The sequence below is a fragment of the Cohnella sp. GCM10020058 genome (genome assembly GCF_042683485.1).
In the GTDB taxonomy this organism is placed as follows: domain Bacteria; phylum Bacillota; class Bacilli; order Paenibacillales; family Paenibacillaceae; genus Cohnella.
This window is the reverse complement of record NZ_JBHUJV010000015.1, coordinates 396,650-417,770: the sequence shown is the minus strand read 5'-3', so window position 1 is coordinate 417,770 and position 21,121 is coordinate 396,650. Positions and strand designations below refer to the sequence as shown.

At 60.3% G+C, this 21,121-nt stretch carries 19 protein-coding genes; 7 read left to right on the top strand and 12 right to left on the bottom strand.

The window, feature by feature from the left end:
• Positions 1-13 precede the first annotated feature (13 nt).
• The 4 genes from ACFSR7_RS26445 to ACFSR7_RS26430 all read right to left on the bottom strand — a co-directional run bounded on the left by ACFSR7_RS26445 (position 14) and on the right by ACFSR7_RS26430 (position 6,786).
• Positions 14-1,687: an S-layer homology domain-containing protein gene (locus ACFSR7_RS26445; protein ID WP_378166802.1), complete on the bottom strand. Its 1,674-nt coding sequence runs from the start codon at positions 1,685-1,687 to the stop codon at positions 14-16.
• Between the two features lie 17 nt (positions 1,688-1,704).
• Positions 1,705-4,761: a PA14 domain-containing protein gene (locus ACFSR7_RS26440; RefSeq protein WP_378166800.1), complete on the bottom strand. Its 3,057-nt coding sequence runs from the start codon at positions 4,759-4,761 to the stop codon at positions 1,705-1,707.
• 115 nt (positions 4,762-4,876) lie between these two features.
• Entirely contained in the window at positions 4,877-5,260 is a 384-nt protein-coding gene (locus ACFSR7_RS26435) for a hypothetical protein (RefSeq protein WP_378166798.1), read from the bottom strand.
• A 113-nt stretch (positions 5,261-5,373) separates the two neighbouring features.
• Entirely contained in the window at positions 5,374-6,786 is a 1,413-nt protein-coding gene (locus ACFSR7_RS26430) for an ATP-grasp domain-containing protein (RefSeq protein ID WP_378166797.1), read from the bottom strand.
• Between the two features lie 205 nt (positions 6,787-6,991).
• Between ACFSR7_RS26430 and ACFSR7_RS26425 the strand changes: the two genes are divergently transcribed.
• From ACFSR7_RS26425 to ACFSR7_RS26415, 3 genes are read left to right on the top strand one after another with little or no spacing between them, the layout of a single operon-like run.
• Positions 6,992-7,300 carry a hypothetical protein gene (locus ACFSR7_RS26425; RefSeq protein WP_378166796.1) on the top strand — a complete coding sequence of 103 codons (309 nt, stop codon included), beginning with the start codon at positions 6,992-6,994 and terminating at the stop codon, positions 7,298-7,300.
• A 30-nt stretch (positions 7,301-7,330) separates the two neighbouring features.
• A complete protein-coding gene (locus ACFSR7_RS26420; protein ID WP_378166795.1) occupies positions 7,331-8,362 on the top strand; it encodes an FAD:protein FMN transferase in 1,032 nt (343 codons plus the stop codon).
• Positions 8,346-8,918, top strand: a complete 573-nt coding sequence (locus ACFSR7_RS26415) for a ferric reductase-like transmembrane domain-containing protein (RefSeq protein WP_378166794.1) — start codon at positions 8,346-8,348, stop codon at positions 8,916-8,918. The genes ACFSR7_RS26420 and ACFSR7_RS26415 overlap by 17 nt, the downstream gene beginning before the upstream one ends.
• 61 nt (positions 8,919-8,979) lie before the next feature.
• Here the strand turns inward: ACFSR7_RS26415 and ACFSR7_RS26410 are convergent, their stop codons facing one another.
• Positions 8,980-10,149 (bottom strand): phosphodiester glycosidase family protein, encoded by a 1,170-nt coding sequence (locus ACFSR7_RS26410; protein WP_378166793.1) that lies wholly within the window; start codon positions 10,147-10,149, stop codon positions 8,980-8,982.
• Between the two features lie 166 nt (positions 10,150-10,315).
• Positions 10,316-11,899, bottom strand: a complete 1,584-nt coding sequence (locus tag ACFSR7_RS26405) for a DEAD/DEAH box helicase (protein ID WP_378166792.1) — start codon at positions 11,897-11,899, stop codon at positions 10,316-10,318.
• A 206-nt stretch (positions 11,900-12,105) separates the two neighbouring features.
• Here ACFSR7_RS26405 and ACFSR7_RS26400 point away from each other — a divergent pair, with 206 nt between their 5' ends.
• The 3 genes from ACFSR7_RS26400 to ACFSR7_RS26390 are packed head-to-tail and all read left to right on the top strand — an operon-like array spanning position 12,106 to position 13,647.
• The gene (locus ACFSR7_RS26400) at positions 12,106-12,486 is read left to right on the top strand and encodes a hypothetical protein (RefSeq protein WP_378166791.1); all 381 of its coding nucleotides are present in this window, start codon (positions 12,106-12,108) and stop codon (positions 12,484-12,486) included.
• Entirely contained in the window at positions 12,483-13,124 is a 642-nt protein-coding gene (locus ACFSR7_RS26395) for a DNA-3-methyladenine glycosylase family protein (RefSeq protein ID WP_378166789.1), read from the top strand. Before ACFSR7_RS26400 ends, ACFSR7_RS26395 begins: the two co-directional genes overlap by 4 nt.
• A gap of 58 nt (positions 13,125-13,182) precedes the next feature.
• Positions 13,183-13,647, top strand: coding sequence for a DUF4385 domain-containing protein (locus ACFSR7_RS26390; protein ID WP_378166787.1), 465 nt, complete (start codon positions 13,183-13,185; stop codon positions 13,645-13,647).
• Between the two features lie 12 nt (positions 13,648-13,659).
• Here ACFSR7_RS26390 and ACFSR7_RS26385 read toward each other — a convergent pair whose 3' ends face one another.
• A complete protein-coding gene (locus ACFSR7_RS26385) occupies positions 13,660-14,514 on the bottom strand; it encodes a hypothetical protein (RefSeq protein WP_378166785.1) in 855 nt (284 codons plus the stop codon).
• Between the two features lie 75 nt (positions 14,515-14,589).
• The gene (locus ACFSR7_RS26380) at positions 14,590-15,246 is read right to left on the bottom strand and encodes an AAC(3) family N-acetyltransferase (RefSeq protein ID WP_378166783.1); all 657 of its coding nucleotides are present in this window, start codon (positions 15,244-15,246) and stop codon (positions 14,590-14,592) included.
• 273 nt (positions 15,247-15,519) lie between these two features.
• Between ACFSR7_RS26380 and ACFSR7_RS26375 the strand changes: the two genes are divergently transcribed.
• The gene (locus ACFSR7_RS26375; RefSeq protein WP_378166781.1) at positions 15,520-15,918 is read left to right on the top strand and encodes an MmcQ/YjbR family DNA-binding protein; all 399 of its coding nucleotides are present in this window, start codon (positions 15,520-15,522) and stop codon (positions 15,916-15,918) included.
• Here ACFSR7_RS26375 and ACFSR7_RS26370 read toward each other — a convergent pair.
• The 4 genes from ACFSR7_RS26370 to ACFSR7_RS26355 form a co-directional block, all read right to left on the bottom strand.
• Entirely contained in the window at positions 15,874-16,719 is an 846-nt protein-coding gene (locus ACFSR7_RS26370; protein ID WP_378166779.1) for a DMT family transporter, read from the bottom strand. The two genes, ACFSR7_RS26375 and ACFSR7_RS26370, sit on opposite strands and share 45 nt — an antisense overlap.
• Before the next feature lie 59 nt (positions 16,720-16,778).
• Positions 16,779-18,065 (bottom strand): GTPase HflX, encoded by a 1,287-nt coding sequence (gene hflX, locus ACFSR7_RS26365; protein WP_378166777.1) that lies wholly within the window; start codon positions 18,063-18,065, stop codon positions 16,779-16,781.
• A 397-nt stretch (positions 18,066-18,462) separates the two neighbouring features.
• Complete coding sequence (locus tag ACFSR7_RS26360) at positions 18,463-20,085, bottom strand: DUF3502 domain-containing protein (RefSeq protein WP_378166775.1); 1,623 nt, start codon at positions 20,083-20,085, stop codon at positions 18,463-18,465.
• A gap of 123 nt (positions 20,086-20,208) precedes the next feature.
• Positions 20,209-21,093 (bottom strand): carbohydrate ABC transporter permease, encoded by an 885-nt coding sequence (locus ACFSR7_RS26355; protein ID WP_378166773.1) that lies wholly within the window; start codon positions 21,091-21,093, stop codon positions 20,209-20,211.
• Between the last annotated feature and the right edge of the window lie 28 nt (positions 21,094-21,121).

Below are 21,121 nucleotides of genomic sequence, written 5' to 3'. Positions count from 1 at the left end.
TCCCGCACTTGGATTAGTTCGTGGCGACCGGCAGCAGCCGGTCGATCATCGCGGCGGCTTCAGCGCGCACCACAGGGCTCTTCGGATTGAACTGCTTTCCGTCGCCTTGCATCAGACCTTGCGTCGATGCTTGCTCGACGGCTGCGGTTGCCCAGACGGAGATGTCCGTTTGGTCGGCAAATGCAGTCTTGCCGGCGCTTGCGTTGCTTCCGCTGCTTCCGCTGCCCAGGCTGAAATATTTGGCCGCACGCACCAGCGCGACCGCCGCTTCTTCGCGGGTGATCTTGTCGTTCGGACGGAAGGCGCCGTCGTAGCCGGATAGAATGCCCAGCGCAGATGCCATAGCGACCGGCTCGGCATAATACTGGCTGGCTGCGACGTCCTTGAACGGTTGGGCCGTACCGGCAGCCGCCGGCGCTTCGCCCTTCCAATCGACCGCGCGCATCAGGATCGTGGCGAACTCCGCGCGGGTGATGCTCCGCGACGGCTCGTAATGCGTCGCGTCCACGCCGGTGACGATATGCTTGGCCGCCAGCGAACGGACCGCGTTTTCGGACCAATGCGACGCCAGATCGGCGAAGCGCTTGTCGTACTGAAGCACGGCATACGTCGAGAAGTGCTTCGGCTTAAAGGTCAGCACGCCGCCATCGACCGTGCCGCCCGCATACTCGGCCTGATCGCCGTTCAGGAAATAGACGCCTGCCGTCTGGGCAGAAATGGCCGCCGCCTGCTCCGGCGTCAGCTTGATCGTCACCGTTGCGGGCTTGCTCAGGTTATGGATATCCGAGCTCGTGCTGCCGGACAAAAGCTGAATATCGACCGACAAGACGATGCCCGTGAATTTGTAAGACGCGTCAGAACGAATCGAACGGTCGATCTGGCTTTGCGCTTCGCCGGTTAAAGCGGTATTCAGCGTTAGCCGTACCTTGGCCTGCGCGTCTGGGGACACGGGAATCGCCCCGGCGGGCAGCTGGATCTTGAGATCGCCGGCGGACAGCACCAGCTCCCGGTTGTTGTCGCTTAGCGACTTGAACGAAGCTGCGGACAGCTCCAGCGGCGTACCGCTCTTGAGGGCGGCCGCTGGCAGCTCGATCGTGACGGAACTGCCAGGCTGCTTGATCGCGGCTTCCATCGTGTCGGCGCCGATCACATAGCGGCCGTCCTGCGACAGCTCCGGCTGCGCGACCGAGCCGGATGCTTTGCCGGCTCCCGCCGGAATGGCCGAACCGTTCGCAGGCGTCGTGCCCGGGTTACTGTTGCCCGGATTGTTGTTGCCCGGGGTTTCATTGCCCGGATTCTCGTTGCCCGGATTCTCGTTGCCGCTGCCGAGCTTTTCGACGACAGCGAACGTTTTTTGTGCCGAGTCCGAGCCGGAGCCGGCGATTACCGTGTAGGTGCCGTACGGCGCGAGAGCCGCATCGGACGAGATCGTCAGCGTCTTGGCGTAGCTGCCGTTCGTTGCCGTCAGCACGTCGACGAAGAAGGTCGTCTTGGACGGGCTCACGATTTTCACCGCGACCTGCGCGCCGATGCCGGCGCCCGTGCCGGACAGCGTGATCGTGCCTCCGCGCAGCACCTCCTTCGCGCTTACGGCAAGCTCGAAGGGAGCGGCTGCATAGCCGGCTGCCGGCGAGAGCGCGAGTATCCATAACATAACGGCCGCCACGTATTTCTTCACCGCGTTCATTCCTTTCCTTCTCTCCGTCACTGAAGCACCTTCGCTCTCGCGAGCTGCTCAGGCAGGCTCAGATTGTTGTCGAACTGATCGAGCACGAGCACCTTCACGCTATAAGCCGCGCCGCTTACATCGAAGTATTGCGCGATGCTGAGCTTGCCCTTCTTGAGCGGCACGGCGTTGATCAGTTGCGGCGTTTCTCCCTTGAGCAGCTGGAACACGACATAGGCATCGCCGTCGTACGCTTCCAGCCGCTCTACCGTAACGTTGGCCTGAAGCTTGTCCCCGCGCTTCAGTTCGCCTGCGATCTGATACGTATCAAGCTTGCTGTTGACCGTAAACGGCGCATCGGAGAGCAGCGGCTCGCCTGCTGCGGTGCCGACCGTTTCATCTGCCGCAACGCGCACCTGTACCTTGCCTGCCGCATAATCCATATCGCCGACCGGCTGCGGGTTGACTGTCGCCGGCTGCCAAGAAACGCCGCCGTCGACGCTGAATTCATAGTCGGACGCCTTGTCGTAGCCCGGCACGTTCGTCCAGCCGAACGTATTGCGTCCGTCGTCGACCTTCGGCGCGTTCGGAGCCGCCGGAGAGAGGCCCACCGTGCTCGCAAAAGCCGCATCCGAGTTGTCCCGCTTGTCTACCGCGCGTACCGCAAACTTATAGCCCTTGGACGCGCTCGTTCCTTCTACCGTATAGCTGTAGTCGGTCTGCCCTGCGGCAATCGGCACGTATACGCTCCAGTTGGCGCCGAGCTTGCCCGTCGCTTCGTAGATGCGGAAGCCGCGGATCGCGTCGTCCGAGCTGGACGCCGGCAAGCGCCAGGAGAGCTTGGTCTTGCCGGTTCCCGCCGGTGCTGCCTTCAGTTCCTCTACCGCGGCAGGCTTGCTGTCCTTGCGGACGATTGTATACGTATCGAACGGCTTGTCCTGCCCGGATTTGTACGAATCGATCGTGAAGCTGTCTTCCGTCATCCGGATGCCCGAGTAGATCGGCTCGTACGGCTGCTCGTAGACGGCCGCGTAAAAACGGTCGACGCCGTTCTTGAGGTCGTAATACTTGGTCCCGGCGGAGTTGTTGATCATGTAAAGCGTGCCGTCCGGATTGAGCGGATTGCCGTCCTCGTCCTTTTGAATGTTGGCGACCGGCTTGTTGCCGTACATTTGATAGGAACGCATGAACGTATGGTCGTGTCCCTGCAGCACGACGTCGATGCCGAGCTCGTCGAACGCCGGATAGAGCGTTTCGCGCAGGGCCAGGATATCGCTGTCGACCGCGTGGTTGCCGAGCGAGTAGATCGCCTTATGGAACGCGACGACCTTCCACTTTTTGTCCGTCTGCGCAACCTCTCTTTTCAGCCACTCGATCTGTTGTCTGAACGATTCCTTCTGATTTTCGTCCCAACCGATATCCATCGTATTGAGCACCATGATATGCGCGTCGCCGTAATCGAACGCATACACGCTGCCCGGCGGCAACGGCTTCTCGATCGAATTGTTCGGATAGTTGAGATGGTAGTAGTAGTTGTCGTTATAAGGCCCTTCGTGGTTGCCGACCGCAGCCATCAGCGGCAGGTTCATCAGCAGCTTCTGCGGTTTGCCGAAATAATCCAGCCACTGCGACTCCAGCGCGCCCGCATCCACCTGGTCGCCGGTCATGACCATGAACTTCGCGTTCGGATAATCGTCCAGCGCATTGCCCAGCGTCTTCGCCCACACCTCGTAATCGTTCGTGTTGGCGCCCTGGGAGTCGGTCATATAGAGGAATTCGTAATTGTGGTCGTCGTTGCCCTCCGTCGTAAAGCTGCCCACCTGGCTCCAGTGGCCGTCGTTGCCGACGCGGTATTGATACGCCGTGCCGGGCGTCAGGCCGTCGACCAGCACCTTATGGCTGATGAAAGAGCCGGTGGTAGAGTTCGTAATCTTGAGGTTCGTCAGCACCCGCGTCTCCTCGGGTTTGCCTGCGTAACGCTTCGCGTCCTGCGAGTCGAACGCCTTGCCCGCAGGGACGACCTCAACGATGCTGTCCAAAATGTTGGCCGGCGCCGCATTCGGCTTGTCGTACGGCGTGTACCAGGCGAACGAGCGGTTCGTCTTGGCGCTGCCGTACAGCGACATCGCGATCGCGATCGGCTCGTAGCTGATCGCTTCTGAGTTGTTGGACGGCGTGAAGCGGAAGGCCGCTACCGGCGTGCCGTCCGACAGCTGCAGCCCCGCTTGTCCGTCATAGGAGACGTTCAGCCGCTGGCCGGGCTTCACGGCCATCCCCAGATTCAGCGTCAGGGACGTCGGCGACGCTCCGGCGCCTGCAGCGAGGAGCTGGATCGGCTGATCGTCGACCGTCACGGCCAGATGATCCTTCAGTCCGGCTGGCAGCGCGCCTAAGTCCGCATATGTAGCCATCGTGACGCTTAAGCCGTCTGACGGAATAAAGCCCGACACCGGTCCTGCGTACCCTTCGGCCAGATAGAACGCCGAAGCCGGCACGATCTCCTTGGCTATGGTCGCCGTGGACCACTTGAGATAGAGGTTCGAACCGCCGAAGTCTTCGAAGTATTCAATCTTGATCTTGTGCTTTGTGCCGCCCTGGAGAGAGATCGGTGCGCTCGTCTGCTCCTTGTCCCAATCGTTCACCCAGTGATCGATGACCGGCTGGTCGTCGATCCATAGTCTAAAGCCGTTGTCTCCGATCATGTAAAACGTATAATCGCCCGTCTGCGGCACTGCCAGCTGACCGGTCCAACGCACGTTGGCGTTGTCCTGCTTGCCCGCATAGGTCTGCAGCACAGGATCCAGATTCGTAAAGTTAATCTGCGAATCGATCGTCGTGCCCTTATAATCGCCAAAATCAAAGCTGCTCGTGCCGGCAAAATACTCGCCTAGCAGACCTTGGGCCCCCCCTACAGCCTGCGCCGCTCCATTCAAACTTGCGTCCGTCTCCGAGGCGACCGTCGTTACGGCCTCCGGAGCTCCCGTCGTACCGTCGCTTCCTGCCGCTTGCACCAGATAATAGCCTCCGGAAAATACCGAAGTCCACAGCAAGACAGCCGCCAGCAGGCGGCTTGTCCGCGCGGGTTTTCTCTTCACTCCAAATTCCCTCCCAATGAAAAAATCGCCAGTCATTAGGTAACCTTACGCTTTGGAAGCGCTGTGCAGATAGGCATGGAATGTAAAGAGATAGTCATTTCTCGGTAAATTATAGTTAGTTAGTTAGCTTAAAACAGAAACATTTCGTTAGGTAAATGGGTATAAAGATGCGTTTAAGGGGGGCGTTTTTCTCCTTTTCCTGCATAAGCAGGAAATTCCCATGCCATGCTAAGCTACGGTCCACAATACATGCCCGGGAAGCGTCGTCTACATGATCAACTTCAACCTGTCCAACCAAATCAATCAATGCGAGCATCTGATCCAGCAGCTCGTGACTCAGACTCAGCAAGCAAGCCAAATGTATCAACAACTGCAGTAGCAGGAGCAGCAAAACGCTTCGCGTCTGGAAGAACTTGCCCAACGCGAGCATAAAGCCGCCAAGCAGCAACAACAGCACTTCTCGTCGATTAACGGCATGAACAGAAGCTTCCAATAGCATCTGACTTCTCCCTGCAAAAAGCGAAAAAAGGTCGCCTGTCCGCCCGGTAATTCCACCGGGCGGCAGGCGACCTTTGCATATCACTGCAGGAGCTCGATGGCCCGCTTGGGCGTTCAGGTCCGCTCGATCCGCAGGGCGAGCGCGTCTCTGTACAGCGCCGCCAGCTCCCCCTCGGTCTCGGGATGCTGCCTGTAATGGTCGCCGAGCATCACCTTGTGATTGATCTCGATGACGAGCGGTCCATGCAGCGCGGTGTCGAGAATGTCGACGGAGCAGAACACCATATCCAGTGCCGCGGCGGCCTTTACGGCGAGCGGAGACAGGCGCGCGCGATCCGCATCCGGCACCTCGACGGAACTGGCGCCCTCCGCGAGGTTGTGCTTCCACGAACCGTTGCGCTGCTTGCCCACCCAGACGCGCGCTTCGCCGGCCAGTACGACGATCCGGTACTCGAACTCGGCTTCGCAATAGGGCGATACCGCCGCATGCCGCTCGAGCGCAAAAACGGCGCGAAGCGCCTCCCGCAGCTGTTCCTTATTGCGAACGCGGTAAACGTGTCTGCCCTGCGCGCCGTCGTCGGGCTTCACGACCGCGTCGCCGCCGAACCGCTCGAACGCGGATTCCGCGCGAATGTAAGTATCGGCGGCACCGGCGCCGAACCGGTGGCCCGGATGCGGCAGGAAGATATGCTCAACGCCGGGCACGTCTGCCGCCCGGAGCGCATCCGAGGCAGCCGATTTGCTCACAGCAAGCGCCGATGCCGAGCTTGGATTGAGGCCGAGCTCCGCATCCGTCATCAGAAAGCTCGCCTCGCCCCTTCGCGCCCGGTAAGTCAGGTTCGGCGTAATCGTCTCAAACGAGACGCCTTCCGCCTCGCCGGCCCGCTGGATCAGCTTCAAGTAGGGGCGGGTCGTGCCTTTTCCGTCCAATCGCTCCAGCCACTCATGACCCTGCGGGAACTGCGTGCGCAGCGCGTCGCGCAGCCAACCGCGCTCCGCCCCATCCAGGCGCGGCAGCATCGTGTCCAGGTCCCTCCGATCCTTCTCCCGGATCGATGAGCCCCCGCCTTTGTACAGCAGCTGGATCTCGGGTCGCAGATACGGCACTCCGCCTTCCGTCCGCAAAAATAGCTCGGCCGCCGGCTTGCGAACCGCTCGCGATCTGCGATACGTCCACATGCCGTCTACGATGTCAATCAGCATAAGCTGGAACGCCCATGGCGAATGCGCATCGCGCCTCACCCAAATATCAGTCTCCTCCGTCAGCCGATCCTGCGCGCCAAGCCGGGTCAGCCGGCCGTTTTCCGCCAAGTGAAGCTCCCAATCCGCCGCCAGCCGCTCATAGACCGAAGCAAATTCAGCGAGCGGCAGCAGCACGTCGATATCATCATGCGGCCGAGTCTGCCGGCCAAGATGCAGGTCAAGCGCCCATCCCCCTGCGATTCCCCAAGCCCCCCGCCAATCCGATAACAACCTTCGAATTTCCTCTACGCCTAGCGGCGCCCATCGGTACTTTGCGTCCGTCATATCCTTTTCCACCCGTTCGTTCTTGTTTCTTCTATTGTAATGGATGCCGCGCGCGTTGCGAAGGCGATCTTCCGTCCGCCTCTCCTGCGAGTCTTCTTATTCAGCCAACTTTCAGGCGCGTTTAAATGGCGTTTAAGGTTGACGGCGCATAATGAGTTACATCATCGATCAAGCCTATCGGCTACGATAAAAGAGGAGGGCGTTTATGGCCCAGCAAAAGTGGATCAAGTGGATCGTCGGACTGTCGGGCGTCGCTTTATTTACGGGGTTTGTCGGATTGGTGTCGGCCAAAGGCGAGACGACCTCGACCACGCCTGCCGAATCGTCGAACAGTTCGATCGCGCAAGGCGACGATCAGGTAACCGACCAGTGGCAGAGCCAGACGGACGACGGACAGACGGGCGGCTTTGGACGCCGCGGCGGAGGCCGATTCGGCGATACGGACTCGAGCAGCGGTACAAGCAACCAGAATCCCTCCGGCAATCAAGGCAGCATGAGAACGCATGCGTCTTAAAAATACTTAGAACCCCAGGAGGCGGCGCGTATGGAACACGATCATTTCCGGGCCATGAATACGACGATTGTCACGCAGGGCTTGCCGGTTCGCTGGCGCGCGCAGGCGAGGAACTGGTTCGCGTTCGCGGAAGCCCAGCTCAGCCGCTTCCTGCCGGACAGCGAGCTGTCGCGGCTAAACCGCGCCGAAGGCCGGCCGTTTCTGGCGACGCCGCTGCTCTATCAGGTGCTCGCCGAAGCGGACCGCTACCATCGCGAGACCGGCGGGTTGTTCAGCCCTTATCTGGGCAAGGAGATGGAGCGGCTCGGGTATGACAAGAGCTTCGAGCGGCTGAAGCGCGCCGAAGAGGAAGCAGGCAAGGCGAGCGGAGCATGCGGCGAGAGCGCGGGGGTTGTTGCAGGCGCAGTTGCGGGTGCAGCTACAGACACAGTTTCGGACGAAAGCCGCGGGACGCTACACCCCCCGGGTATCGCCGCCCCTGCCGCAGAGCTGGATCCGGGCAGCCGTGCGATTCGGCTGCGATCCGGCACGGCAGTCGATCTAGGCGGCATAGCCAAGGGCTGGACGGCCCGGCACTTGGCGAAGCTGGCCCGGCAGGACGGCGTACGCACGGGCGCCATCGGCGCGGGAGGCGACTTGATCCTCTGGGGCTGCCCGCCGGACGGGTGGCAGATCGGCGTCGCGGACCCTTGGCGCCCGGAGCAGGACGCGACCGGCCTCACGCTTCGCAGAGGCGCGGGCATCGCGACCAGCAGCGCGGTCAAGCGCCGCTGGCAGGACCGGGACGGGCATATGCGCCATCACATCGTCGATCCGCGCACCGGCCGGCCTGCGCTCACGGATCTGGTGCAAGTTACGATGATCGCGCCGGATGCGGTCATGGCCGAAGTATACGCCAAGTGCGCGCTGCTGCTCGGAGCGGACAAAGCTCCGGCGTGGCTTACGCGAGAGAGCCCCCGCTGCACGATGGTCGGCGTCCGGATCGACGGCTCGCTTATATACGGCGGCGATCTGGAAACGTATGTGATGGAGGAGCGTGTTAGCTATGAACGGATTGGCTGATTGGCTGACCGTGTGGACGACGACCCGCGCGGCCGGCATTACCTGTTATCTGCTGCTGTTCGTATCGACCGGCGCCGGCATATTGACGAGCCTCAAGCTGTTCGCGCCGAAAACCCGCGCGGCCGTGCTCTTCATTCACCAGTCCGCCGGCTGGTTCGGCTTCTTGTTCGGCAGCTTGCACGGGTCGGTGCTGTTGTTCGATAAATACGTCGGCTACAGCCCGCTGGAGCTGCTCATTCCTTTTGCCGCCCGTTCCCATCCTTTTTTGACGGGACTTGGCACGCTGAGCTTCTATATCGCGCTCCTGCTGCTCGTTTCGTCGGACATGATGAAGCGGCTCGGCAAAAAGACCTGGCGTACGATCCACTTTCTCGCATTCCCGGGCTTCTTCATGGGTCTCGTCCACGGGCTGCTCCTCGGTACCGATTCGAGCGAGCCCTGGATGAAATGGACGTATATCGCGACCGCCGGCTTGATCGTCGCGCTCACCATCTTCCGCATCGCCGTGCCGAGCCCGGCCGGCGTCCCGAAGACGCGGGCGAAGGCGGCAGCTTGACAGCCAAAAAAAAGCAGGCATGATCGTCCCTACCGGGGGCCATCATGCCTGCTTTTTGCATTTAACCGACTCGCACCACAAGCGCATTGCTCAGCAAGCGCCCCGGCTTCGTTACGTATTTGCCGTCTACCCACAGCCCGCTCGAAGCGCCGCCGTCCAGGTTCATCGCCTGCCAGGCACCGGCCTGCTTCATCATCTCCGCCAGCTGCGGTATCGTGGCGCCGCCCGTCGTGAGCAGGATCAGCCGGTGGTCCCTGGTAATCCCGATCGCGCTGCGGGCGCCGCCGTTCGTTAAAATTTTAGGGTCCTTGAAACCTTCGCCCAAGATATCGAGCGCGACTTTGCCGTTAGCGACGAGCTGCGGGCCCGCTTGCACGGCACCCTCGACGGTGCCTTGGTTAAAGCGTTCCATGAACGAGAGGCCCGGGACGATCTCCGCCAGTTGATGGGCATCGTATAAGAACGTCGCCCGTTTGTCGCCGGAGCTGTTTTTCTTCAGCTTGCCGCCGCCCGCGATGTAGCCGTACGGCACCTTGTAGTCGCTGTCGGTATAGGCGTCGAAAAAAGTACCGTTGATCGCGACCCGTGCCTTCGCCCGTTTTGCCATGCTGCCCAGCTCCTCAACCTTGCCGATCTTGTCCCCCGCGAGCACCGTATCGAGGCGAACCGACGGATGCAGCAGCACGATGGAGACGACTTGGGCGGAAAAGGCTTTGCCGCCGACCTTGAAGCGCTTCGACGCTTGCTCGACCGGCTTCATATCGGCCGGATGCTTCCCTCTCGCGACGGGCAGCCGCAGCGTAGCGCCCGCCGGCGCCTGCAGCTGCGCCGCGTCGTTGTCTCGCTCCCACCGCACCGTCCACCCGAACGCTGCGTTTAACGCGGACAAGGGGACGTACAAGCTCCCGCCTTTGTTGAACGGTGCAGCCTTCAATGTCACGGAAGCGCCGTTCAGCATTGCAGCCGCGCTGCCGGACGACAAGGCAAGTGTCGCCTCCTCGCCCAGCGACAAAGTCACGGAGCGGCCATCCCCGCTAGAGGCCAACCGCCCGCCTGCGAATCCGTCCAACGAACGAAGCGTAATAAAAGATCTTCCTTGCGCATCCACGTAGATCAAGCCCTTTGCGGGCACGGCTGCCGCTGCAACCGCCCTGGCATCCGAGCCTGCCGACGGCAAGACGACTGCGATCGCCGCGAAGGCAATCATGAACCACAACCACCGTTTTTTCATCTGTCTATTTCTCTCCTCTATCCCGTTCTCTTCTCTTTATCGGCAGCGAGCGGTCCGGCTGTAATTTATGGGCTATCGGCACGCAAAAAAGGAATGTCTTGCAGCCCGTTGCGAGCCGTGCAAAACATTCCTTCAAGCAGATCCGATCAAGCCATTCGCGCCGCCGTTAAGACCTACGCGTATCCGTCGGCTGCGCCTTCAGCGAGAACGGCCGCGGCCCTTGGTGCGGCCGTCCGGCCGGCTGTTGTCGCCCGCCGCCAGTCTGCGCCTGGCCTGCGCGCCCTTGCGGGGCTGCGCCGCCGCGACCGCCTTGACCCGCCGGCGCCTGGCCTCGGCCGGCGCCGTTGCCCGGGCGGCTCTCGCCGCGAGGCGCGTCTGACCTGCCGCCGCCGCTGCGCCCCGACTCCGGCCGGCCCCCGCGGCCAGCCTCCTGCCTGCCGCCGGCTGCGCCTTGACGGCCCGCTTCCTGGCCGCCGCTGCCGCCGCGACCGGCTTCGGCACGACCGCCTTGCCCAGCGCTCTGACGGACACTGCCCTGACGGCCGCCGCCTTGACGCCCGCGTCCGCCGCCGCGCTGTTGGTCGGCTTCGTCCTTCGGCTCGGCCGGTGCGGAGCCCAGCGGATACGGATGCCCCTTGATCTCGGGGATCTTTTTGCCGATGAGCTTCTGAATATCCCGCAGATACGGCAGCTCCTCATCTTCGCAGAGCGAGATGGCGGTGCCGCTCAGGCCCGCGCGGCCGGTACGGCCGATGCGGTGCACGTAAGTCTCGGGCTCGTTCGGCAGGTTGAAGTTGATCACGTATGGCAGCTCGTCGATGTCGATGCCGCGCGCCGCGATATCGGTCGCGACCAGGATGCGAGTCGTGCCGTTCTTGAAGCCCGCAAGCGCGTTCTGCCGGGCGTTCTGCGACTTGTTGCCGTGGATGGCAGCCGACGAGACGCCCGCCTTGGCCAGATGGCGGACGACGCGGTCGGCGCCGTGCTTGGTCCGAGTGAACACGAGCGCGGACGTAATCTTCTTATCGCGCAGCAGATCAAGCAGCAAGCTCTGCTTGTTGGCCTTGTCCACCAGATAGACGGATTGCTCGATCCGCTCGGCCGTGGAGGATACCGGCGTCACCTCGACCTTGGCGGGATTGACGAGAATGGTCTGCACCATCTTGGTAATCTCGGTCGGCATCGTCGCCGAGAACAGCAGCGTCTGCCGCTTCTGCGGCACCTTCGCAATGATGCGCTTCACGTCGTGCACGAAGCCCATGTCCAGCATCCGGTCGGCTTCGTCAAGCACGAGGATCTGCACGTGCGACAGATCGATGAAGCCCTGGTTCATCAGGTCGATCAGACGTCCCGGCGTAGCGATGACGATATCCGCGCCGCGCGCAAGCGCATCTTCTTGAGGCTTCTGGGACACGCCGCCGAAAATGACGATGCCGCGCACGTCAAGGTGACGTCCGTATGCGCGCACGTTGTCGTAAATCTGGATCGCCAGCTCTCGTGTCGGCGTCAGAACGAGGGAACGAATGGGCCGGCGCTTGCCCGGGGGCTTCTGCTGATCGCTCAGCAGCTGAAGCATCGGCAGCGAGAAAGCGGCCGTCTTGCCCGTGCCAGTCTGCGCGCAGCCGAACAGGTCCCTGCCCGCCAGCACGACTGGAATCGCCTGCTCCTGGATCGGCGTAGGCGTCGTATAGTTTTCTTCGCTCAGCGCTTTGAGAATCGCCGGCTTGAGCTTAAGGTCATTGAAGTTCATGGAATCTCCTTTATGTTAAAGCGTATCGTACGAATGGTCATTCCAAGCATTATACCTCACTTGAGACTGCGAATGAAAGGCAATGACGCCATATGGCCGCATGGAATGCAAAAAAAGGCAATTAACCCGGCCGTTCGAAGCGCACGCCTGCCGATTCTGCTACTATTAAAATAAACTATACCCTTTCCAGAGGGAGGCTACCCAAGATGAATAACGCCAAGCCTGAACTCGCGGACGGACGCTTTAAAATCGTCACGCTCTGCGGATCCACGCGGTTTAAGCCGGAGTTCGAGCGTATCAACGCCGAATTGACGCTTAAGGGCAACGTCGTCATTTCAATCGGCGTCTTCGTGCATGCAAGCGGTCCCGCGGTTTCCGAAGCGCAGAAGCAGCTGCTGGACCATATCCATTTGCAAAAAATCGACATGGCCGACGAGATCTTCGTCGTCAATCCGGGCGGTTACATCGGCGAAAGCACGAGAAGCGAGATCGAATATGCGACCCGAACGGGCGTCCCTGTCCGATATCTCGTCCCTCCGGGCCAGAGCGATGCAGGCGACCTAACCGCGGGGAGGCTCGCCCCTTGACCCTTATCGTACATGCCGAATCTCCCGAAGGACGTTATCTGCGGCAATCGGATCCCATGCTCGCCCGGCTGATCGAGCGGGTCGGCGAGATCCGCCTGTCGCCAAGCCGCACGCCTTACGAATCCCTCGTCGGCTCCATCGTCTCTCAGATGCTCTCCGCCAAGGTCGCAGGCGTGATCAAGCAACGGCTCGCGACGCTGAACGGCGGGCCGCTCACGCCCGAGTCGCTGCTTGCGCACGACGAGGAGACGCTGCGGGGCATCGGTCTCTCCTACGCCAAAATCCGCTCGATTCACGATCTTTCCCGGCGTACCTTGTCCGGCGAGCTGGATTACGAGGCGCTGGGCGTGCTGCCGGAAACGGAAGCGGTCGCCATGCTGACGCAGGTCAAAGGGATCGGGAAATGGACGGCCGAGATGTTCCTGATCTTCTCGCTCGGACGGCCGGACGTGCTCTCTCTGGGGGATGCCGGCTTGCAGCGCGCCGCGCAGTGGCTGTACGGACGCCTCAATCCCGACGAGGCGCCCGGCTGTCTGGGACGGTACGCGGATCGGTGGAGCCCATACCGCAGCATTGCCTGCCTCTATTTGTGGCGGGCGATCGACGACGGCTATGTGGACGGGCGGTCGGAGCTCTAGAACATTAGGCGGACGCGCTCCTAAAAATAAGGTTGTGCGGCCGAAGGGGAACGACCGCATGAAGCCGTTCGACTATTCGCTGGACTACGCCAACCTCGACCTGCGGGCGCATCCCGAGCTGTACGCGGTGGGCCGGGGCGAGCAGGGCGTGCTGATGGTAGAGCCCTACAAAAGCGAGATTTTGCCTCACTGGCGGTTCAAGACGCCCGATGAAGCGATCGACTCTTCCGAAAAAATATATGCCATGTTCCTGGCGTACAAGGCGGCGGACGACTTCATCGGCATGGATATGGCCCGCAAGTTTCTGCAGATGGGCTTCACCCGCGCCCGCCGTTATGCGAATCACAAGAGCGGCCGCAAGTACGCGGCGTCCGGCGGCGGCAAGCTGCCCGATAAGTACGATCCGGTCAAGGCGAAGTCCGCGACGATTTTCAAAAAGAAATGGGACGAGGCGCGCACCGACCCCGACTACTTGGCGATGAAGCGTCGTCATCGGGAGCGGTACGAAGAGAGCGCGCCTTAAGCCCGTCCCGGCCTACAAGCAGCCCAGCACCCAGCCCTCCAGCGCTGCCGTCCGAAGCTCCTGGAGCGTCAGCGTTTCCAGTTGAAAGTAAGGTGCGAAGACGCCCTCCATGTCGCGCTGTTGCGCCCATTCCGCGACGGCGAAAGCGTCGATCTCGTGAGCGGACAGCGAACCGCCGTAACGCGCGTCCGGCGGGGAGGCTTTGTACGCGAGACGTTCCTTGCATACTTTCGGATAAACCTCCGCCACGACATGCCCGCCGATCGGCCGAACGGCCGCCTCTCCGCTTTCGGCCTCGACAATATGATCGTAAGGCCAACATTCGACCCGGCCGCGATCCGAGCGCTGCCTGAGTTCAGCCAGCCAGGGCAGACCCGCATGCGTCGAGTAGGAAACGGTTTTGGTCATATGCCCGTGACTGCGGTCCAGGTCGAGCACACTGCTGGCGCCGACGGCGTAACGCGCCTCCGTCAGGCGCAGCAGGTTCGCATTGCGGTATGGCGCCCCACGATTCTTGCATTCGTCGATGGAGAGCCGCCGCGTGTCCCAGCTGTGCGAGATCCACGCAAGAAAGTCGTCCCAGGTGCGCAGCCCGTAATACGCGAGCTCGGACAGCGGGTACGAAAAGCCGTGATCGATGCCCACGAACACGCACCGGTCCGTCTGCGCCAGCTCCGACATCAGATAAACATGCAGTTCGGACCGCGACCATCTTCCTTGCGAATGGCGGGGATTGCGCACGATGGCAGGCGGTTCGCCGTCCGCAGCCCGAACGACCGCAAGTCCGGGGATCGCCTTGTCGGGAAGCCCGGCTCCCGAGTAATCTACGCCGATATAGACGTCGAACAGCCTTTTCTTAATCTCCAAGCCCGCTGTCCCTCCCGCGTTTTCGTAATCGCAATCTTCATTCCGCGTCTCTATTCAAGCCTTAATTCGTAGCCGCTATTCGCGGTTTCGGTTCGCCGTCAGCCACTTCTCCGCAGCGTCGACCGCTTGTCTTGCTCCGAACAGCCGACATTCGGCTTCGCCGATGCGGCCGGACGCGACATGCCCGCTTTTGTCGAACGGAATGCCGATTTTATCGAAATCGTCCGCGTCGTACGCGTAGTCGTCGAACCGGCGCCATGACCGCTCCCCGTCTATCAGGACCGCGGTTCCCATGCGCTTTGTCGGCATATCCGGGACACGTGTCTCGGCCAAGTGCATGCAGGTACACGATTCGTACCCGGCGCCAAGCAGCAGCACCTTCGCATTCAGTTCGCAGAGCCTGCCGAGCGGCGATTGCTCCCCGAACTGCGGCGTCAGCGGATGCTCGGATACGATGTATGCGGCATGCCGGCCGTTTGCCGTAAAGGACACTTGCGGATGGCTTGAACGCAGCGTGCCCGGCCAGGTCCGGAACAGCTCGGCGATCCGCCCCATCCTCCGCGTCGGCGTGAGTACCGGATCGAACCCGGGCATCTCTTGGTAAATGGTCTCGAGCCAGTCCGCAGGCACCGCCGGATTCTGCCATTCGGCCGGATCGCTCCAGTCTCCGCTCTGCGCGGGCATGACGATCGTGCCGTTCTCGCCGACCGCCTGCAGAAGCGCCAGGATCACGGCCTGCGGGCCGCCGCAAACCCAGCCCGCGGGACAAGGAGGAATGGACGAGCAGCGTGTCGCCGGGTTGTACGCCAATTTGCCCGAACTGCTCCGTCATCGACGTTACCGTATTCGGCCGCCTCGTGCGGGCGATGATATCTTTTTCGCTCATCGCTTAAAAACCCCTTTCTTATGTAATGAATTCAACCGGAAAATCGGACAGGCTTAACTTTTGTCGCCCGGCGTGTTATATCTGTAAGATAAAAGCGTGAACGAATGGAGGACTGCCGGATGAACGTCTCGTCGCTGGTCAAGTACATCCTGACCAAAAAAGGCGCCATCAAAGATTATCCGTTCGGCGATCAGCCGCTCGTGCTGAAGGTGTCGGGCAAAGTGTTCGCGCTCGTGGACGAACGCGGCGAGCCGCCTTCCGTCAGCCTGAAGTGCGATCCTGTGCTGGCGGAGAGCCTTAGGGAGCAGTATGCCGCCGTCATCCCCGGCTACCACTTGAACAAGATGCATTGGAACACCGTTCGCCTCGACGGCACCGTGCCGGACGCGGACCTGAAGGCCATGGTCGATCATTCCTACGATGCGGTCGTGAGCAAGCTGAAAAAAGCGGATCGCGAAGCGCTGGAAATGCGCCTAGCCCCATATCCCAAGGACGATGACGCCCGAGGTAATAAGTAGCGAGGTCGCAAGCCTTCGTATTCCTTGCTTTTCCTTCAGCAGCCACAAGCCGAGTGCGGCACCGAAAACCGTCCCGATCTCGCGCATTGGCGCGAGCTGCGTTACGGACGCAAGCGCCAGGGCGGACAGAAAGAGGATATAGGCTCCCGGCGCGAGAATGCCGCCGAGCAGGATCGTTTTCCAATTCGCCTTCAGCTCGGCGGTCATATGGCCCGAGCGCCAAGCGACCCATGTTAAGGCGACGAGATTGCCGACATTGGTCGCTTCGTTCAACATGACGGCCGGAATGTAATTGAGCGCGACTTTGTCGACAACGATATAAGCGGATATAGTGACGCCGACTGCGAATGCCAACAAGGGAGCTTTTCCGAACTTCGTGCCTCTAACAAGCCGGACATTGCTTAATCCCAGAATCCCAGCGACGATCGCGGCGACGCCCAGCCAACCGATGGCGGACAGCTCTTCGTGAAGCAGCAGGATGCCGGCGAGCGGGACGAGCAGCGGACTCGTTCCTCTCATGATCGGATACGTCTGGGACAGATCGCCGGCCTCATAAACCGACGCCAGCAGCCGGACATACAGCCCATGCAGCGCCATCGAGCCCGCGACGGCGAGACCGCCGATGCCCAGAAGCGCGCCCCCTGCCCATTCTTGCAGAGTCCATGGCAGGAATACGATAAGCGCGACGAGCTGGCAGTACCATAGAAATGCATTTTTATCCTGGCTTTTCTTGGTGAACAGATTCCATACCGCATGCAGAAAACCCGAACCGAGCACGCAAGCGACCGCTATGCCGAACATCATCCACCTCGCAAACACAACAAATTAGAGGACCGCTACCTCAAGCGGTCCTCTTCTTTTTAACGCTCCACAAATAACTCGCGGTACCGCTCGTAATCCGCCGTCCGGCAGCTGAGCGACAGGCGCGTACCCTCTTCCTCGTACTCGGTGCTCCGTACGTCGGCATGCTCGTTGAAGTAAGCGACGAGCCGGCCTTGGTCGTAAGGAATCAGCACCTCGCCCTCGACATAGTCGCCGAACACACGGTCCCGTATCATCTTCACCAGCTCCTCGACGCCCCCTCCGCTCGCGGCGGACAGATAAACGATGTCGCCGTCGACGCGCGGGAAGTCGCCGTCCGGCAGCAGATCGGCTTTGTTATAAGCGTAAACGGCCGGAATCCCGTCCGCGCCCAGATCCTTCAGCGTTTCCCGGGTCACGGCGACATGCTGCTCATGCTCGGGATTGGCGGCATCCACGACGTGGATCAGCAGATCCGCCTCGGACACCTCTTCGAGGGTGGAGCGGAACGCTTTGACGAGATGGTGAGGCAGCTGGCTGACGAAGCCGACCGTGTCCGCGAGCAGGAAGGTCTTGCGGTCCGGCAGCGAGATGCTGCGGACGGCGGTCTCGAGCGTGGCGAACAGCATATCCTTGGCAAGCACCCGCTTGCCGGATTCCGGTTCGTAGGCGGCCAGCACGGCGTTCATGAGGCTCGACTTGCCCGCGTTCGTGTAGCCGACAAGCGCGACGACGGGAACCTCGTTTTTCTGGCGCTGCTTGCGCTGGACCTGACGGCGCGCGACCAGCTTCTCCAGCTCCTGCTGCATATGCGAAATGCGCTCTTCGATTCGCCGGCGGTCCAGCTCCAGCTTGGTCTCCCCGGCGCCGCGGTTTTTGAGTCCGGACCCGCCGCCCTGGCGTCCGAGCGATTCGCGTAGACCTACGAGGCGCGGCAGCATGTACTGGAGCTTCGCCACCTCGACCTGCAGCTGCGCCTCCTTCGTCTGTGCGCGCTCGGCGAAGATATCGAGGATCAGGATCGTGCGATCAATGACCCGCCGCTCGAGCGCGGACTCCAGGTTCCGAATTTGCGAGGGGGACAGCTCGTCGTTAAAAATGACCGTCGAGGCGTCCAGCTCCGCAGCGATCGCCTTCAGCTCCTCTACCTTGCCGCTGCCGATATAATGGGCGGAATTCACGCGTTCCGCCTTCTGGGTCAGCTCGCCGACCGGCTCGATGCCGCAAGCATCCGCCAGATTGCGCAGCTCTTCCATGGCGTATTCGAATCCAGGCGCGTTGTTCAGCTGTACGCCGACGACGATCGCGCGCGCCAGGTTCTTCGGTTCAATATCTACTCGTTCCATCTATTCATCATCCTCTCATGATCAGTAAAACAAAAAAACACAGGCATCGTCCGCCTGCGTTCAGGGTGATCAGATCGAGGATTCGCGATTTTCCCGGCGAGGGAAAATCGCGTATCGAAATCCAGCTTATTCAAAGGGCCGGCCGCCGGCGGACAATAAACGTCCGCGAACAAGCGGACCGGCGCAGCTCCCGCGTGGGTTGCCTTCGAATGTAGACAGACTTCATCTGAGTCCCCTGCCGGCAGGCAGAGCTTGGGCGCTAATCATTAGCCGACCAAAGTGCGAACTCGGATGTAGTCTATCACACGGCAACCCTCCGTTTCGTAAAGTACCTCGATTCTAACACACGGCTCCGCCAGATGGCAAACGTTGTTAGATGTCGGGCATGCAGCTCCAACTACTTGCTCTGTACATAAGCGTCGATTTGTTGCTGGGCTTCCTCCCTGATCTTATCCATGCCCGCCAGCTTCGCTTTCTGGACGAATGTATTGAAGGCTTCTTCGCTGTTGCGCACCGAGCCCATCTTGAAGGGAAGGAAATATTGCGTCTGAACGTTGCCGAGCGCCGATACTTCGGTCTTCAAGTTGTCGAAATTAAAATTTAATCCTTCGAGCGGAGACGTGTACAAAATTTGCTCTTCCACCTGCTTCAGCAAGGCCACATAATCGTCGCTCCACGAGGCGTCGGGCGGAATCTGCCGCGGATCGCTGAACCAGAAGCCGGCCGCATCCTGGGGATACGTGTTGGTCTCCGCCGTCACGCCTTCCGGCAGCGCCAGCTTCCCGTCGCCGTTAATAACGTAATTCGTGCCCTCGATGCCCAAGTAGACGAGTCGGTTATAGTCGGGAACGGACATGATGCGGTCGAGCGCCATCAGCGTTCGTTCCACGTTTTTGGCGCCGGCCGGAATCGAGACGCCGCCGCTGATCCACGGTCCCGCGGATGCGCGTCCTTCCGCGTCGATGAACGGAATGATTTCGATATCGTATCCCTTTTCGTTGCCGCTGCTCAAAATTTTGCGTACGCTGATCGTGTTGGCGGTAGCGAACGCCGACTTGCCTTGGTCGAATGCGTCAAGACTGTTCACCTTGTTCGAGAAGTAGTCGTGGGTGATGTAACCTGCATCGTACCACTTCTTCATCGTATCGGCTGCGGCGAGAACCTGGGATTTAAGCGGCTCTTCTTCAACCGTGAGCAGCTTGGCCTTGCTGTCTTCGAGCGTAAAGTAAATGCCGGGACCGTACGCGATCTGGATCTGCGATTGTCCCTGGTCGGCGATGAGCTGCGACAGCAGCTCCGTATCGACCGAGTTCGAGCTGAGCGCTGCCGGAATCATATTGGGCTCGTTCGCTTTGATCGCTGCAAAATAGGGCTCGAGATCGGACAGCTTCTTGATTTCCGGCACGTTGTACTTTTTCCGCAGATCGCCCCGGATAATCGCGACTTTAATGTTGGGAGCCCGCGAAGGCGCCGGCAGCATATAGATTTTCCCGTCGATGCTGCCGGCTTTAAGCGCTTCCTTATTGACAGAAGCATAGTACTCCGGCATGTACTTCTGAATCTGCTCCTCTGTCAGTGCCTTGAAGGCGCCCTTGGTGGCATGTTCCACAAAATTAATCCAGTTCGCCGAGAAAATCCAGTCGGTGCCGCTGCTGTTCGTCAGAATAAGCGGATATTTGGCGGCATAATCGCTCCAGCCCAGGTAGTCGACTTCGAAGGTCGCGTTAATATCCGTCTTCAGCCGTTTGTTCAATTCTGCCATTACGGCCGGCATTCCCGCCGGTGCCTCGCCCAGAAGATACCCTTTCAGGTTGACCTCTTTGGACGTATCGATCGGCGGCTCCGTCGCTTCCGGAGAAGCGGATGCGGCTTCCTGGGACGAAGCCGCCGTCGAGGCGGACGGCGAAGCCTGGCTTTCTCTGTTTTTCCCGTTGTTCTCCTTGCTGCAGCCCGCCAACGCCAGACTCGCAAGGACGATCAGTGCCAATACGACGACGAACCCTCTTCTCATGCTCTGCATTCGTTAACCCTCCATCGATTTTTTAATTCTGATGTATAGCTCCCCAGAACCGTACGCAAGGCGATCCGAGGTGCATGTCGAAGAGTCGGAACCATGGTTTCCGCCCCCTAATGCCATTGTCTCTCAACCTTTTACTGCGCCGATCATGATGCCTCGCACAAAATACTTCTGGGCGAATGGATACGCCAGCACGATCGGACCGGTGGAAATGACCGTCAACGCAAGCTTCAGCGTTTCCTTCGGCATTTCGATTGCAATGGACGTATTCACGATCGCCGAGCCGATCTCGCTGGTGGCCAGCACGCGATATAGCACGTATTGAAGCGGGAACAGATCCCTGTTCTCGACGAACAGCATCGGCGTCCACCAGTCGTTCCAGTAGCCCAGCGCCGTGAACAGGCCGATCGTGGCCAGGGCCGGCTTCGACAACGGCAGCGCGATCGTGGCGAATATGTTGAATTCGCCCGCTCCGTCCATCCTGGCCGACTCGATCAGCGAATCGTGCAGGGAGCCTTTCATAAAACTTCTGAGAATCAGAATGTGGACGACGTGAAACATCGGAACGAGCAGCAGCACGATGAATTTATCCTTGAGATCATAATAATTGTTAATGACGATATAGAAGGAAGCGAGGCCTCCGTTGAACAAGGTCGTGAAGTAGAGAAAAAATGAGAGTTTATTGCGGTATTTAACTTCCTTCCTGAATAACACGTAGGCCGCCATTGCGGAGACGAACAAGGACAATATCGTCCCAAGCACGGTAATCGCTATCGTTATGCCATAGGCATGCAGGATCACGCCCGGATCGCTGAAGATGCGCTTGTAAGCCTCTATGGAAAATTCGCGGGGAAAAAGCGAGTAGCCGAAGCGAATAATACTGTTCTCGGAGCTGATGGAGCCCACGATCAGCACGATAAAAGGAATCAGCGAAGCCAATCCAAAGCCTCCCACGATGAGAGAAGCGGCGACGTTAAATAGCTTCTGGTCCGGCGTTTGCTTGATTTTCATGGCGCTTGCCTCCGTTAGTCCCGTTAAT